The sequence below is a fragment of the Sphingomonas caeni genome (genome assembly GCF_026013415.1).
In the GTDB taxonomy this organism is placed as follows: Bacteria; Pseudomonadota; Alphaproteobacteria; order Sphingomonadales; family Sphingomonadaceae; genus Sphingomonas; species Sphingomonas caeni.
The window spans coordinates 121071-134804 of the sequence record NZ_JAPDOK010000007.1 but is presented as its reverse complement, the minus strand read 5'-3'; the positions used below and the strand labels follow the sequence as shown (position 1 = coordinate 134804).

General features: G+C 62.0%; 14 protein-coding genes. 6 read left to right on the top strand and 8 right to left on the bottom strand.

All coding sequences use genetic code 11. From position 1 onward, the window contains the following. Window positions 1-30 precede the first annotated feature (30 nt). Together OF829_RS16575 and OF829_RS16570 are read left to right on the top strand one after the other, a co-directional pair. Window positions 31-264 carry a sigma factor-like helix-turn-helix DNA-binding protein gene (locus OF829_RS16575; RefSeq protein WP_264941238.1) on the top strand — a complete coding sequence of 78 codons (234 nt, stop codon included), beginning with the start codon at window positions 31-33 and terminating at the stop codon, window positions 262-264. A 68-nt stretch (window positions 265-332) separates the two neighbouring features. Further along, the gene (locus OF829_RS16570; RefSeq protein WP_264941237.1) at window positions 333-1232 is read left to right on the top strand and encodes a HEPN domain-containing protein; all 900 of its coding nucleotides are present in this window, start codon (window positions 333-335) and stop codon (window positions 1230-1232) included. A gap of 116 nt (window positions 1233-1348) precedes the next feature. On the opposite strand, the gene OF829_RS16565 is transcribed toward OF829_RS16570, so the two are convergent. Beyond that, window positions 1349-2176 (bottom strand): DUF4145 domain-containing protein, encoded by an 828-nt coding sequence (locus OF829_RS16565; protein WP_264941236.1) that lies wholly within the window; start codon window positions 2174-2176, stop codon window positions 1349-1351. Window positions 2177-2240: 64 nt separating this feature from the next. Here OF829_RS16565 and OF829_RS16560 point away from each other — a divergent pair, with 64 nt between their 5' ends. Beyond that, window positions 2241-2858: a hypothetical protein gene (locus tag OF829_RS16560; protein WP_264941235.1), complete on the top strand. Its 618-nt coding sequence runs from the start codon at window positions 2241-2243 to the stop codon at window positions 2856-2858. Between the two features lie 261 nt (window positions 2859-3119). Here OF829_RS16560 and OF829_RS16555 read toward each other — a convergent pair whose 3' ends face one another. The 3 genes from OF829_RS16555 to OF829_RS16545 all read right to left on the bottom strand — a co-directional run bounded on the left by OF829_RS16555 (window position 3120) and on the right by OF829_RS16545 (window position 4289). Next, window positions 3120-3626, bottom strand: coding sequence for a MucR family transcriptional regulator (locus OF829_RS16555; RefSeq protein ID WP_264941234.1), 507 nt, complete (start codon window positions 3624-3626; stop codon window positions 3120-3122). A 110-nt stretch (window positions 3627-3736) separates the two neighbouring features. After that, a complete protein-coding gene (locus OF829_RS16550; protein WP_264941233.1) occupies window positions 3737-3949 on the bottom strand; it encodes a conjugal transfer protein TraD in 213 nt (70 codons plus the stop codon). Window positions 3950-3968: 19 nt separating this feature from the next. Next, window positions 3969-4289: a conjugal transfer protein TraD gene (locus OF829_RS16545; RefSeq protein ID WP_264941231.1), complete on the bottom strand. Its 321-nt coding sequence runs from the start codon at window positions 4287-4289 to the stop codon at window positions 3969-3971. Between the two features lie 171 nt (window positions 4290-4460). Between OF829_RS16545 and traA the strand changes: the two genes are divergently transcribed. Both traA and OF829_RS16535 read left to right on the top strand, forming a co-directional pair. After that, complete coding sequence (gene traA / locus OF829_RS16540) at window positions 4461-7481, top strand: Ti-type conjugative transfer relaxase TraA (protein ID WP_264941230.1); 3021 nt, start codon at window positions 4461-4463, stop codon at window positions 7479-7481. Beyond that, a complete protein-coding gene (locus OF829_RS16535; RefSeq protein ID WP_264941229.1) occupies window positions 7478-8191 on the top strand; it encodes a DUF6118 family protein in 714 nt (237 codons plus the stop codon). Before traA ends, OF829_RS16535 begins: the two co-directional genes overlap by 4 nt. Before the next feature lie 75 nt (window positions 8192-8266). On the opposite strand, the gene OF829_RS16530 is transcribed toward OF829_RS16535, so the two are convergent. Together OF829_RS16530 and OF829_RS20620 are read right to left on the bottom strand one after the other, a co-directional pair. Further along, entirely contained in the window at window positions 8267-8869 is a 603-nt protein-coding gene (locus OF829_RS16530; RefSeq protein ID WP_264941228.1) for a hypothetical protein, read from the bottom strand. 105 nt (window positions 8870-8974) lie between these two features. Continuing rightward, window positions 8975-9394, bottom strand: a complete 420-nt coding sequence (locus OF829_RS20620) for a very short patch repair endonuclease (protein ID WP_406701443.1) — start codon at window positions 9392-9394, stop codon at window positions 8975-8977. 107 nt (window positions 9395-9501) lie between these two features. On the opposite strand from OF829_RS20620, the gene OF829_RS16525 reads away from it, so the two are divergent. Continuing rightward, complete coding sequence (locus OF829_RS16525; RefSeq protein ID WP_264941227.1) at window positions 9502-10521, top strand: DNA cytosine methyltransferase; 1020 nt, start codon at window positions 9502-9504, stop codon at window positions 10519-10521. Here OF829_RS16525 and OF829_RS16520 read toward each other — a convergent pair. After that, the gene (locus OF829_RS16520) at window positions 10472-11404 is read right to left on the bottom strand and encodes a hypothetical protein (protein ID WP_264941225.1); all 933 of its coding nucleotides are present in this window, start codon (window positions 11402-11404) and stop codon (window positions 10472-10474) included. The genes OF829_RS16525 and OF829_RS16520 overlap by 50 nt on opposite strands. A 350-nt stretch (window positions 11405-11754) precedes the next feature. Continuing rightward, window positions 11755-13662: an ATP-binding protein gene (locus OF829_RS16515; protein ID WP_264941224.1), complete on the bottom strand. Its 1908-nt coding sequence runs from the start codon at window positions 13660-13662 to the stop codon at window positions 11755-11757. Window positions 13663-13734 lie beyond the last annotated feature (72 nt).

Sequence of the window (13734 nt, the reverse complement as noted above, 5' to 3'; positions counted from 1 at the left end):
CAGATTTTCCTCAATATGTTGGAGGACATCATGACCGATGATCCTGATCCTGAAACCAGGAAGCGGATGGAGCGGGCGGTCCGCAAGCTGCCCCGGTTGCAGCGCGAAATCTTCCTCGCCGCCCGGTTCGACGACATGAGCTATGTCGAGATCGCCGAGCGTACCGGCCTAACCGTCCGGGAAGTAGAGCGGGAGATTGCGAGGGCGCTTGTGAGCATCGCCCGCCGCATGGACCGGCAACCCCGGCGCTGGTGGCGCCGCTGATCCGGATCTCGCCGGGCTTCGGCCCGGCGAGGTTTGCGGTTGTCCCGCCACGGGTTAGGAGTACGAGCATGAAGACCGACCTCGATCATCTGCCAGCTTCGAAGCAGCGCGAATTGCAGCATGTCGTGCGCGTGCTGTTCGAGGAGTTCGAGCGCGAGATCGGGCTTGCGACCCAGCCATGGAAGAAGCGCGGGCGCATCCTCAAGGTCATCCTTTATGGCAGCTATGCGCGTGGCGACTGGGTCGACGATCCGGTCGGCGGCTACAAATCCGACTACGACATCCTCGTTGTCGTCAACGACGCCAAGCTGACCGACCCGGTCGAATATTGGGGCAAGGCCGACGACCGGCTGATGCGCGATGCCACCATCAACGAGGCGCTGAGCGCGCCGGTCAATTTCATAGTGCATGACCTGTCGGACGTGAACGACCAGCTGACCCATGGTCGGCCGTTCTTTGTCGATATCGCACGACAAGGAATCGCGCTCTACGAGGCCGAAGGTTTTGAACTAGCGACGCCGCGTGTGCTGCCGCCGGAAGAGGCGCTCGCTGAAGCACGGGTGCACTATGATAGGTGGTTTGAAAGCGCCGGACGCTATCTTGAAACCGGGATCGGCCACGCGCAGAAGGGCTGGAGAAACGAAGCCGCATTCGAACTACATCAAGCGACTGAGCGCTTCTATCATTGTGTCTTGCTAGTGCTGACGCTCTACAGTCCAAAATCGCACAAGCTGAACTTCCTGCGATCCCACGGCGAAGAAGTGGCGCCCGAGCTGATTGCCGCATGGCCGCGCGCCGACAAGTTCAGTCGTCGCTGCTTCGAGTTGCTACGGCAAGCGTATGTAAATGCCCGATACTCGCCGCATTATGAGATCAGCGACGAGGAGCTGCGCTGGCTCGGCGAGCACGTCGCCGAGCTTCAGGCGCTTGTGAGAGCCGTCTGCGACCGGCGGCTGGCTGGAGCTTGAGCGTTATTTGTGGTGGCCGCTTTCGATTCCACTCCCGGCCGTTCCGCTGGCTGGCGCCTTCCCCCGAAACCGGCCGATCATGCGCGGTCGGCAGTCCAGGAGATCGCGGCCCGTCGTCAGTCTCCCGCCTTCTTCGACTGCAGCTTCGCCGCTTTCGCGTTGATCGACTTGGTGTCGTAGATCCCCGTCAGGGCGAACTGCAGCACCTCCAGCGCATCGAACAGATCCTCGTCATTGACATCCTCGCCGCCGTGAGTGCCGAGATTTCCGATGTTACGGAGGCCGTCGAGCTGCCCCTCATGGGCCGCCCCTGCGGTAAACGCCTTGATGCGCTCATATAAGTCCATGCGCTTCATCTTGCTCTTGTTCGGACCGTTCTTGATCAGCCGTTCGGTCGGCACCTTCTGGTGATCGAGCAGCGCTTCGACGGCGGTCCGGAGCCGCGCCACGCACGCCGACGTGTCCGCCCAGTAGAGCCGAAAGGCAAGATCCAGTTCGCGGCGCACGCGTGAGGGCACGTTCTTGGACATACGGAATAGCGGCGGTGCCGGAAACGCCGCCCGAACGCGCAGCACATCCTCGCGCGCGCCCCAGTAGGTCTGGCCGTCTCCATCATCAATGTCGACCTCCACCGTCTCGATATCGCCGATTAGGTGGACGATCTCGCCGCAGGGCGCTTCGTCGCAGACGAGGCGCGCCGACCAGCGTTCGACCACGTTGTCGGGCTCCCAACTTTGATCGTCGCGATAGTCGATCGAGTGCTTGGGTTCGACGATGTTCACGCCGGTTGTGTCGAGCTTCAGCTTGCCGTTTGCGCATGCCGGGCACGGCAGGCCGAACGTCGCATTCTTGGGCACCAGTCGGTGCCAGGTGTCACGATTGATGTTCACGTTGTTGATCCTTTCGATGCACCCACCGTAGGGATTCGGCTTCTTCAGCCGCAATATATTTCGACGGGCAGGCCAACATTCGCTTGGGCATAGCCGGCCAGCGCCTATCTACCCGCGAATGACACGACGCACCTCCGGCCCGCACCCATGGGCGAAGCATCCTGAGCTCCTCACTTCCATCCGCTCGCCATGGGAGAAGTTCCGCAAGGCGGACTGGAACTTCGACAGGTACGAGGACGCCATTATGGCACGTCCGTGCGACACCGAAACGGTGGTCTATACCGCGCTCGACTTCTGCGTGGCGATGGTGGCGCTGCGCGACTGGACGCGGAAGGCGCTGACCCGCGACGTGCGCACCGGTGACAGGAAGCTGCCGGCTGGCCTCACTAGCACCGATGACTTCAACAGCTGGATATCGTCGCGCGTGCACTGGCAGGCGGCGATTGAGGCGATCGCCAACACCTACAAGCACGCCGACTACCGCGACATCGGGTGGGAGAATGGCGTCGCCATGCTAGCTAGCTTCGCGCCGCTGCCGTTAGGGGCCGACAAGGACGCCTGCAAAGACGGTCTTGAGCTCTTCGCCTTCATGCACAAGCACAAAGATCAGGTCTGGTGGGACATCGCCCTGCGTCAACATCCCAGCCCCGACGCGGAGCCCGGCTATAACGCGTTCGGCGATGCGCTGGACGAGTGGGGCGATATCCTGAAGGAGCTTGGCTACAACGAGATTTGACGGCGTCGGCAATTAGGTAAGCGCGGCCTTCCCGTGGCGGCGAGTCCGGCGGCTGACGCCGGCAGGTGGAGCTGGAACCCTTTACGGCGCGGTTCGCGACGTTCGCTTTCACCATCGTCTTGGAGCGGCTGGCGGCATATTGAGCGCCAGATATCCGTTTCGGAGCTCCCGATAGCTGCCGGGTGGGAAAGTCCCAACTCGGGGCATTGCGTTCATAGCGGATGCGCGCCGCGCGGCTTAGCCGAGCGTCGCTCGCATTCCTCAGGCAGATTTGGGCCTGCGCGGGGTGCGCTTCGGCTTCTCAGCGGGAGTTGGCACCGCCGCTGCTTTGGCCTGTCGCCCCTTTGACCCAAGGCCGATCTTGTGCGCCATTTCGCGGCGCGCCGCCGAATAGTTCTCGGCGACCATCGGGTAGTCGGGCCGCAGATTGTAGCGCTGACGATATTGCTCGGGCGTGAGCCCATGTCCGGACAGGTGCCGCTTGAGGGTCTTGTAGGGTTTGCCGTCGATCATTGAGATGATGTGGTCCTTCGATCCCAGCGACTTCCGAACCGTCACCGCGGGCGTGAATTCCTGCTCGGATGCAGCGTCCTCCGCAGCTTCCAAAGGGGCGGACGAACCACCGGCCAACTCAGTAACAGTAGCGTGCATCGTGCGCAGAAATGCCGGCACGTCTTCGGCGGAGACGCGGTTGTTCTGGTTGCCGAGCCACGCGATCGTGAGTTCGGTCGCGAGCTCAACCGCGTTCAAAGAGTTTTCATCGGACATGAGGGTTCCCGTTCAATTGTGTGGCGACCACGTTGACGCCTTGGAGCACCGTTCCCCCCGTTGAATTGCTCCATGTCGAACGCGCGTTTCGATTTCAACCGCCGAGATGCTTAATCGGCGGGAGATTGTTCAAACGCTCGCTTGCCGCGACGCCGCCATAAGATCAGCGCTTGCTCGCGATGCTCGTCACGCAATGTTGCCGCGGCTTCGACCATCAGGCCGAAGATCACGGCGCGATCGTCGTCGGTGAGTTCGACGAGTCCCGCCTTGGCGACGAGGCCGCCGAGCTCGATCAGCTGGCGTGTTCGCTCGCGGCGCTTCACGACCCACTCGCGCCTGTCGTCACGCGCGATCCTGGCGTTCAGCCGGTGACGGGCCGCCGTCACCCGCCTGAGCGCCGCGCGTGTCCCGGCGAGCGCCGCCGCCGGTCCGACGCGAGCCTTGAAAGAACGCCGCGCCCCGCTTGCGCCAGCCCTCCTTGGTGGCGGCGTCGTTGCTGTCGACTGCGCTCAGCAATGCGCCAGTAAGCTGTTCGATCGGCAGCGCATCGGCGCCGGTCGCGGCGACCAGTTCGCCGAGCTGCTGCACCTTGCGTTCCTTGAGCTGCCGAGCCTTGTCGCCGAGCACCTTCAGCTCCGAATCATAGTCGCGGGGTTTACGCATGACGCTGTCCTCAGTTGCACATGAAGAACGCGTCAGTTAGTAACTCCGTCGATCAGCGTAAATACAGTGGAACATCGTGGGACGAACGTGTCCCGAGAAAGATGAATTCTTTCGAGGGCGCGCTTATACGTTGTGCCAACGTCGCTTGAATAGTGTAAGTGGATTGTCGCCATGGCGATCTACCACTTCTCCGCCAAAGTCATCTCGCGCGCTGCCGGTTCGAGTGCACTGGCGTCGGCGGCGTATCGCTCGGCCTCGCGGCTGCATGACCAGCGGCTCGATCGTCACCACGACTTCTCGAGCAAGGCCGGCGTCGTCCACTCCGAAGTGATGTTGCCGGACGGCGCCCCCGAGCATCTCTCCGATCGTGAGAAGCTGTGGAATGAGGTCGAGGCGACCGAGAAGCGGATCGATGCGCAGCTCGCCCGAGAGATCGAGTTCGCAATCCCGCGGGAGATGACAAAGGAGCAGGGGATCGAGCTGGCCCGCGACTTCGTACGGCGCGAGTTCGTCGACCGCGGCATGATCGCCGATCTCAATGTGCATTGGGATATCGGCACCGACGGTCTGGCGAAGCCGCACGCGCACGTAATGCTGACGATGCGCGAGGTCGGCGAAGAGGGGTTCGGCAAGAAGAACCGCGACTGGAACCGCACCGAACTGCTGGAGAAATGGCGCGAGCGCTGGGCCGAGCACGCGAACCAGCGACTTGCCGCACTCGATATCGACGTGAGGATCGACCATCGCTCATTGGAAGCGCAGGGGATCGATCTTGAGGCGCAGCACAAGATCGGCCCGGCCGCTGCACGCATGGCGGCGCAGGGGCTCGAGGCCGAGCGCCTCGATGAGCATCGCGAGATCGCTCGTTCGAACGGCGAGAAGATCATCGCCCATCCCGGACTCGCGCTCGACGCGATCACGCGCACCCAGGCGACATTCACGGCGCGCGACCTGGCCATGTTCGCGCATCGGCATAGCGAAGGAAAGGACCAGTTCGACCAGGTGATGGCCGCGGTTCGCGGCTCATCCGAGCTGGTCGCGCTCGGCAAGGACGGGCGCGGCGAGGATCGGTTCACCAGCCGCGACATGATCGAGACCGAGCAGCGTCTCGCGCGCGAGACGCAAGCGCTCGCCGAGCGCGAGCGCCACCGTGTCGCTGACCGGGATCGGGAGCACGCCATCGCTAGTGCCGAGCGGCGCGGCCTGATGCTTTCCGCCGAGCAGCGGTCGGCGTTCGAGCATGTTACCAACTCCAGGGATATCGGCGTGGTGATCGGCTATGCCGGCACCGGCAAATCCGCCATGCTCGGCGTCGCGCGCGAGGCATGGGAGCGCGCCGGCTACCGGGTGCAGGGCCTCGCGCTATCCGGCATTGCCGCCGAGAATCTGGAGAGCGGTTCGGGCATCGCTTCGCGCACGATCGCCAGCCTCGAACATCAATGGTCGCAGGGGAGGGAATTGCTCACCTCCAGCCAAGTGCTGGTGATCGACGAAGCCGGCATGATCGGCTCGCGCCAGATGGAACGCGTGATCGCGGAGGCCGAGAAGCGCGGCGCCAAGGTCGTGCTGGTCGGCGATCCCGAGCAGCTACAGGCAATCGAGGCCGGCGCCGCGTTCCGCTCGATCGCCGAGCGGCACGGCAGCATCGAGATCACCGAGGTCCGCCGCCAGCGCGAGGACTGGCAGCGCGACGCCACGCGCCAACTCGCCACCGGGCGCACCGCCGAGGCGCTGCACGCCTATCGCAAAGCTGGAATGGTGGTCGAGTCGGAGACCCGCGCGGCGGCGCGTGAGGCGCTGATCGAGCGCTGGGACCGCGACCGCATCGACGATCCGGCGCGCTCGCGCATCATCCTGACGCATACCAACGAAGAATGCGACGAACTGAATGGGCTGGCCCGGGATAGGATGAAGCAACATGGTACGTTAGTCACTGATATTGCCGTCAAAACTACGCGCGGCGAGCGCTTGTTTGCGGCCGAAGACCGCATCATGTTCCTTCGCAACGAACGCGAATTGGGCGTCAAGAATGGCTCTCTCGGCACCGTCGAACAGGTTGATCGCAGCCGCATGGCAGTGCGGCTGGACGATGGCCGGCATGTCGCGTTTGACCTCAAGGACTACTCGGACGTCACGCACGGCTATGCCGCCACGATCCATAAGGCGCAGGGCGTCACCGTCGATCGCGCGCATGTGCTGGCGACGCCTGGGCTCGACCGGCACGCCGCCTATGTCGCGCTGTCGCGGCACCGCGACGCGGTGCGTCTCCACTACGGCCGTGATGACTTCGCCGATGGCGATCGCCTTGCGCGCACGCTGTCGCGCGATCGGCCGAAGGACAGCGCGCTCGACTATGAGCAGGGAGCGACCCGCTTTGCCGAGCGGCGTGGGTTCGACCGCTCCAGAATTCTTGATACCCTCGCGCGTGAGCGTCTGGTCGATCCGAGCCACGCTGCGCCCGAACTACAACGGCGGGGACGGTTCGAGGGTCTGCGGCTGCGTGTCCCCGATGCCGCGGACGTGCCGAAGCGCAGCCGGTTCGACGGGCTCAAGCTTCAGGCGCCGGCGGAGCGCGCGCCAGTCGAGCGGGGGGGCGGTCTTGGAACCGCGGTCCAGCGCTATGCCCGCGCGGTGCAGGACATCGGCCGCATGACCCAGCAAGGCCTGCCCGCACTCGAATATCAGAAGGCCGCCAAGGTGCAGGCCGAGAGGGCGCTCGACGCCATGCACCAGCACGGGGCCAGCGATCTTGAGGCAGCATTCGCGCGCGAGCCGGGACTGGTGAGCGAGGCGGCCAATGGTCGGACGGCCAACGCCATCCGTCAGATGCAGCTCGAGACGGAGCTGCGCACCAATCCCGAACTGCGCGCCGATCGGTTCGTGCAGGCCTGGCAGCAGCTCCGCGCGCAGCGCGACAAGCTCGGCGGTTGGCAGAACGAGGACGCGCGCGGTGCGGTCGAGAACCGCATGCGCGCCATGGCCAAAAGCCTCGAAAAGGACCCTGCGCTGGGCGCTGCGCTCAGCCGCCGCGGCAGCCAGCTGCTCGGTCGCGAATGGTCGCCGCAATGGTCACCCGGCAGCCGCGACGGCGGCATCGGCGCCGCGATCGGCGATCAGGCGCGCACGCGATCGGTCATCCAGCAACTGACGTTCTCGATCGAGCGAGGGCGCAATCTTGGGATCGGACTATGAACGCTGAAACCACCATCCAACCCGCCACCGAGATTGACGATCCGGAAGTTGCGTTCGAGGCGATGAGCCGGAAGTTGGCGGGGCTGACTGCCGCCGTGGAAGGGTTCGCGGCGCGACAGCAGGAACTGCACACGCGAGATTACGGCCCGGATTTGGCCAAGATCCACGAGCGGTGGGGCAAGGTCGTGGAAGCATTCCATTTCCTCGCCGCGAAGCCAGGCGTCGCGCTTACCCCGGAGACGATAGCGCCCCAGATCGTGGAGGCTGGCGCTCGCGTGCGCGCAGCCGACCATCAGGCGTGGAGCAACGCCAATCGAGAGCTTGGTACGGCGATAGAGTCGTTGAACGGCCTAGTAGCTTCCGCGAGGACTTCCGACACACAAAAGTTCTGGGTCATCGGGGCCGCGACGGCCGCGCTGATCGTGGGATTTTGGTTTGGGACGGTCGTCCCGACGAGGATTGCTCAGTCAGCGCCGGAGAGCTGGCATTGGCCGGAGGCGAAGGCAGCGGCGATCCTGCGAAAGGACGGCTGGAGTGCGGGGGAGCGTCTTCTTCAGGTGTCGAGCCCCTCACGCTGGATGGCCTTGGCTGAAGCTTTGTGGATCGCTCAGGCGAATACCGAGGCTTTGGAGAAATGCCGCAGCCGAGCTACGCGCGCCGGAAAGCCCATCGATTGTGTCCTCGCAGTCGGTCCATCTGCTACTCGCTAGCAGGGTGACGGTGACCGGACTGGACGTCGCTGCTAGAGCGGCGGAGGCAATAGCCGAGCTCGATTATGTCGAACCTCAGGGTTCGTAAGGAAACGGGTCTCGGCTGGTAATCTGTAGGCCAGACGCCCTGACGCTATCTAGAAGTCTGAGGAAGTCGCCATCTGCCAGTCTTAGTCCGCCAGCATAGTCGGGGCGCGCCGCTGACCCATTGCCCATGTTGAACAAGTGCGAGTGGTCGACATATAACTCAGGGTTGTTGTGCTTGATGGTATTCGCTGCCTTGCGAAGAAACTCTAGCGCAGCCCGATCCGGCGCTAGCCCATGGCTCTCCAGCCAGGCGTATTCCCGCTTCGCATCGTAGTTTTTTCCTCGCTTTGCCATCCGCCAATCATCTACGGCTTTCTCCCAGAAGTGGTGGAGTATCACCACATAGGCATTGATCGCGATTGGGATGGCCGCGCGGCTCTGCTCAATCAGCAGTTCGTGGAGGGTCTCACGATCGTAGAGGAAATCTCGGTCTTCATAAACGCCGGCCTCTAACACTCCCGCTTCGATAGCCTTCTTGTCAGCTAACCAATCAGCCTGCGCGTTCTCATGTGCGGTATGGATGGTCGCCATGGTGGCCTCAAACGCGCGACGCAGATCGTCCAGTCCTTTTTGGAACACGTAGCCGCGCATTGAGAATGACATTTCAACCATCCGATGAACTCTGAAGCCGCGGCGTCCCGTCGCGGGATACTTGGACGAACACCACTTTTCCGGACTTGTTAGAGTGCTGCGCCATCATGTCAGCCCTACCTTGGATAGCGCCCTCGACCGCCACAGAGTCTCGATCTCTTGCGCGACGCGATTGAGGTCGCTGCTAACATCATGGTCCCAGTACCGGATGACATGCCAGCCTTGGGCTGACAGCGTTGCGGCAACTTCGGCATCACGTGTGCGATTTCGCGCGAGCTTCTCAGTCCAGTATGCCGAGTTTGACTTGGGACTGGTGCCGTGCTCCGGGCATCCGTGCCAGAAGCATCCATCCACGAATATGGCAATCTTCGCGCGGGTCAGCACGATATCGGGCTTGCCCTTCAGCCCGGATTTGACTCGGAACCTGAGGCCCCGCCCGAACAAGGCGCGCCGCAGGGCGAGCTCCGGTTTCGTGTCTCGCGAACGTATCCGCGACATGCACCGGCTGCGTTGTGCGGGGGTCATGCTGTCAGCCAAATATGTTTTCCTATTGTTCTGGATATTCTGCTTGATTTCCGCTAAAAATGCGCTCGCGAGGGGCGCCGCCTCAGGAGCATTGAAGGAGTTCCCACTTGCTGCTGAGCCTTTTTTGCGGTGCCGGAGGGCTCGATCTAGGCTTTGAGAACGCGGATTTTGAGATCGGTCTTGCTTTCGACAAGAAGGCGGACAGCGTTCGTTCCTATAATCACAATCGCACTGACAAGCACGCCCACTGTGCCGATGTGAATGATCTCACGCTTGAAAAGCTCGACGAACTTTGGGGTTCCCAGTTCGCGCCCGAGGGCGTCATCGGCGGACCTCCCTGCCAGAGCTTCAGCCAGGCGAACCGTGCGATCACTGATGCCGATCCCCGCCATCAGCTGCCGCTCGTCTATGCGCGGCTGCTGAAGACGCTGAATGCGCGGAACCCGGTGAAGTTCTTTGTCATGGAGAATGTCAAAGGATTGCGCAGCAGCCTTCATGAGCACCGGTTGATCCTGTTCAAGAAGGCATTGGCCGACGGGGGGTTCTTCGTTTCCGAGCAGCTCTTGAACGCGGCGGACTACGGCACACCACAAAAACGCGAGCGTTTGTTCATTGTCGGATTGAACAGAGAATTGTTCGGGAAGACCGCTTGGCGCGGTGCGGCGAAGGTCCCTGAGGCGGAGCGCAGCCCGTCAGTTTCGACCGTACTTAAAGGGCTGCCCGAGCCCATGCATTTCGCCAAGGGCGTTGATCCGTCCAACTTTCCGCATCACCGCAATCACTGGTGCATGGCTCCCCGATCACCGCGGTTCAAATTGGGCGGCCTGCGTTCTGGTGACAGCAGCCATCGCAGCTTCAAGACGCTGGCGTGGGACAAGCCGAGCATCACCGTTGCCTATGGCCACCGCGAAGTCCACGTTCACCCGGACTGCCACCGGCGGTTGAGCGTATACGAGGCGATGCGGCTGCAGGGGTTCCCGCATGCCTATGAGTTACTTGGCTCGCTTTCGTCGCAGATTGATCAGGTCAGCGAGGCAGTCCCGCCGACCATGGCTGAGGCGGTGGCTAGAAGCCTTCTTAAGATTCTGGCCGTGCAAGAAGGTCTGGAAAGCGGTGAGGCGGCGTAGATTGCCCCGCGACTGCTTCAGCGACCAGAGGCGACAGGGCATCAGCCTCATATCCAGCCTCAGCTAGGAGCAAATGCGTCGACGCGTTTAAATTGGTGCTCAGTTCTGCGTCGGCTTCGAGCAAGGCGTCAAGATCGTCAATCACCGCCGCGCTGGCCAAAATCTGCATAGATGGATCGTCTGTTGCTCCGCCCGGTGAAGGCCTTTGCCGCGAGACGCCGAATGGATCTACGAGTCCGATCGGCGGCGGAAGAAATTCCAGCGCGAGCGAGACCATCGACGGAGAGGGATCGTCAACTGGGCGGGTCGAATAGCAATGGGACCGTTTGAGCCGGACAGACCATTGCTTCGCGCCGGCCATGTGCAACAGCCATTTGGCAAAGCCGAGCGCGAAGATGTTCAGGAAAGGACGGCCGTCGCCGCTTTTCGCCGTAGCGATCGCGCTTTCAAGATCGCTTGCTCCAGGATGAAGGAAAGCAATGGCGCCGGTTTCGAACTCCGCACTAGCCTTGGCATTCACACGGACCGCGTCACACAGCTTCTCGAACGTCGCCGGATCAAGATCGCCGTCGCGTGCGTCCACGGTGACGAATAGCAGCCAGCGGTGAGTGGCTTTGCTTAGCTGGAGTTCCACGAGGCGGTGAATCGCGTCAATCAGCCGCCTCGAATGCGTGGCATTCGTGGGGGCGATAGAGCCGCAAGCATCAATATTGACGACATGAAACGGCGCCCGGCGCTTGAGCTCGCGCAGCGTGCCGCTGTCAGTGCTGCAGATCGACTCAAAGTCGCGGGGAAGCGTGATCGATGTATCCTTGATATAACCCGCCTGGATGAGGGATGTCTCCCGCACACGCGCGCGCCATCGTGCCGGCATCTTCGGCATCGCTCAGGAATCCTACGGTCTCAAGGCTGCAATCGTTGCCGCTGCACATCTCGCCGATTAGCCGGACATCAAGATAGTCCAGCCCCGGAAGCGTCAGATAACGGACCTCCGGCAGCCGTGAGACCGAGCTGCCGTCGGGAAGCTTTATTGGTTGAGAAACAAGGACATGTTGGTCCTTTAGCTTCTGGATGAGCCGGGCCGCCAGCCCGACCCACTGGTCCTGCCTGACTTTCTGTTTGCGAGGCCGGTGCCATGGGAAAAGGTTGTTCAGCCGGATTGGTACCGCGTCAGTGCTTATCGGGGCCGGCAAAGACTCTTCTGCGAACTCGGCGCTGATATCCGTCTCGCCCTCACTTGATGCCATGGGTCTGCATCACCTGGATAAGATCGTTGATCAGTTCCGCACGCTCATCCTGGCGGAGATCGGAAAGTACGCCATACGCCTCGAGTACAACCGATATCGCTGCGGCAAGCGAGACATGGTCGGGAGCCGGCTCGCGCTTCCAAACTATAGAAGCTTCCGCCACGGTGGTCGGAAGTTGCGGCGTGACAGTTTGCCGGAACGGAGGATCGGCGTCAGCGCCGCGCCGTGAGGACCAAATATCATAGGCGGACTGCAGCGTTGCTTCTGCCGTCTGGGTCTTTTGCTCCTTCCGCTCTCGCTCCAGATCCTCGCCGGCGATATACTTTAGCCTGTTCGCAAGGAGCCGCAGCGCCCGGTGAAGCCATTTCTGGATGTATATGTAATGGGGATGACTGTAGTTGAACGATTCTCGATCGATATTGATGGCACCGTCAAGGCCTTCCAGCACGAAGATCTCGGCAGTGATCTGGCGGAGCCGACTCTGTTCCGACACCTGATAATCGGCGAAGCGCGCGTCGAAGAGGGTTCCGCTCGCTTCGCGGACCCGAATCAGTGAGCCTTGCACGTCCTTCGGGCTGATCTTGCTGTTCCAGTAGAGATAGGCCTCGAACCGCAGATTCCCGCCGGCCCGGTCCAGCGAAGTTTCAGGAAACGGTGCTGTCTCGCTGCCCACCATCATTACGGGCGCGGGAAGGCGCGAAGCAACGGCCAGTTCTTCAGGCAGCGCGATCGGCCGGCGCAGAAGGATGCCATCGAACTCTACGTCGAATTTTCCGACGCCGTCGGTTCGGCCGGATACCAGCCCGAAATGGTCCCGCAGCGTTTCCTTGGCGGCAAGCTTCACAATATCGGCACGCCGATTTGTGCGTGGGACATCCAGGAAGATCATCCCCGAATCGCCGGTAATGTCGAACGGGTGCCGGTCGATATATTCCAACGGGAGCGACAGGCTCAATTTCCAGATTGAACGAAGGTACTCATCAAGCTGTTCAAGCGAGGGGCCCTTCTTCGAGCTCTCCTCGGTTTCAGCGGCCACCCGCACAAGCTCCCGAAATCGCTCAAGCGGTTCCAGGCCATCCTTCCAGGGAAGATTTGGATCGAGATGGGTCAGGCCGCGCTTTTCGTCGTCGCGTCGTCCAATGTGATAGGCTGGCGGGGGCATGATTGGTTCGTCATTTGGCCCGAGCTCGGCTTGGGCCTGCCACATATTGGTGCTTTGCAGCAGCCGCCGGATTTCCGGCCGAAGCTCGTGGAGAATGATGGTCGTGCCATGCGCTTCCAGTTCCGCTTCGGGAACTTCCTCCGAACGGATCTGAACACGCCCAGCCTCAAACTCGGCGCCCGGGGGCCCGTCCTTCAGCCTGGCCTCGTTATGTGTCTTCAGAATCACTGTCGCCCAGGACCGGACTTTTTCGCCGCGGGCCTTGGTGATGATTTGAAAATGCTGCGTTAGCTGTGCAACAGCAAATAGACCGATGCCGATTTTGCCAATCAAGGGCCGGCCGCCAGGACTGAAATCAGGGTCGGCGTCGCTTGCGGTATGCAGCATCGGACCCTCTGTCGTACGCTTGCTGCTGCCGCCGATATTTTCGACGACGTACCCTAGGGTCTCAGGGGTCATTCCCGCGCCGTCGTCGCGGATGGTGATCTGATCGAATTCCGGAGCACCGGTTTCGATCACAACACGCGTCGCATCGGCGTCGTACGCGTTCGCGCAGAGTTCTCGGAACGCCGCCCAAGGCTCCCGGTAAATCCCGTCAGTAACCCGGGCAATGATACGCTGGCTGGTGCTGAGCGGAAGCTCGATCGCGTCGCCGTCCACGGATTCTCGGATGCGCTTGCCGAGTTCTTGCGCCTTTTTAAATCTGGCGCTTTCGACTGCAACCGCTGACATCTAGTCCCCAATCCGCGCGTCTGAGGGATCTGTTCGCCCTGTATCGGCGATCGTTACCCTTTTGCATCGAGC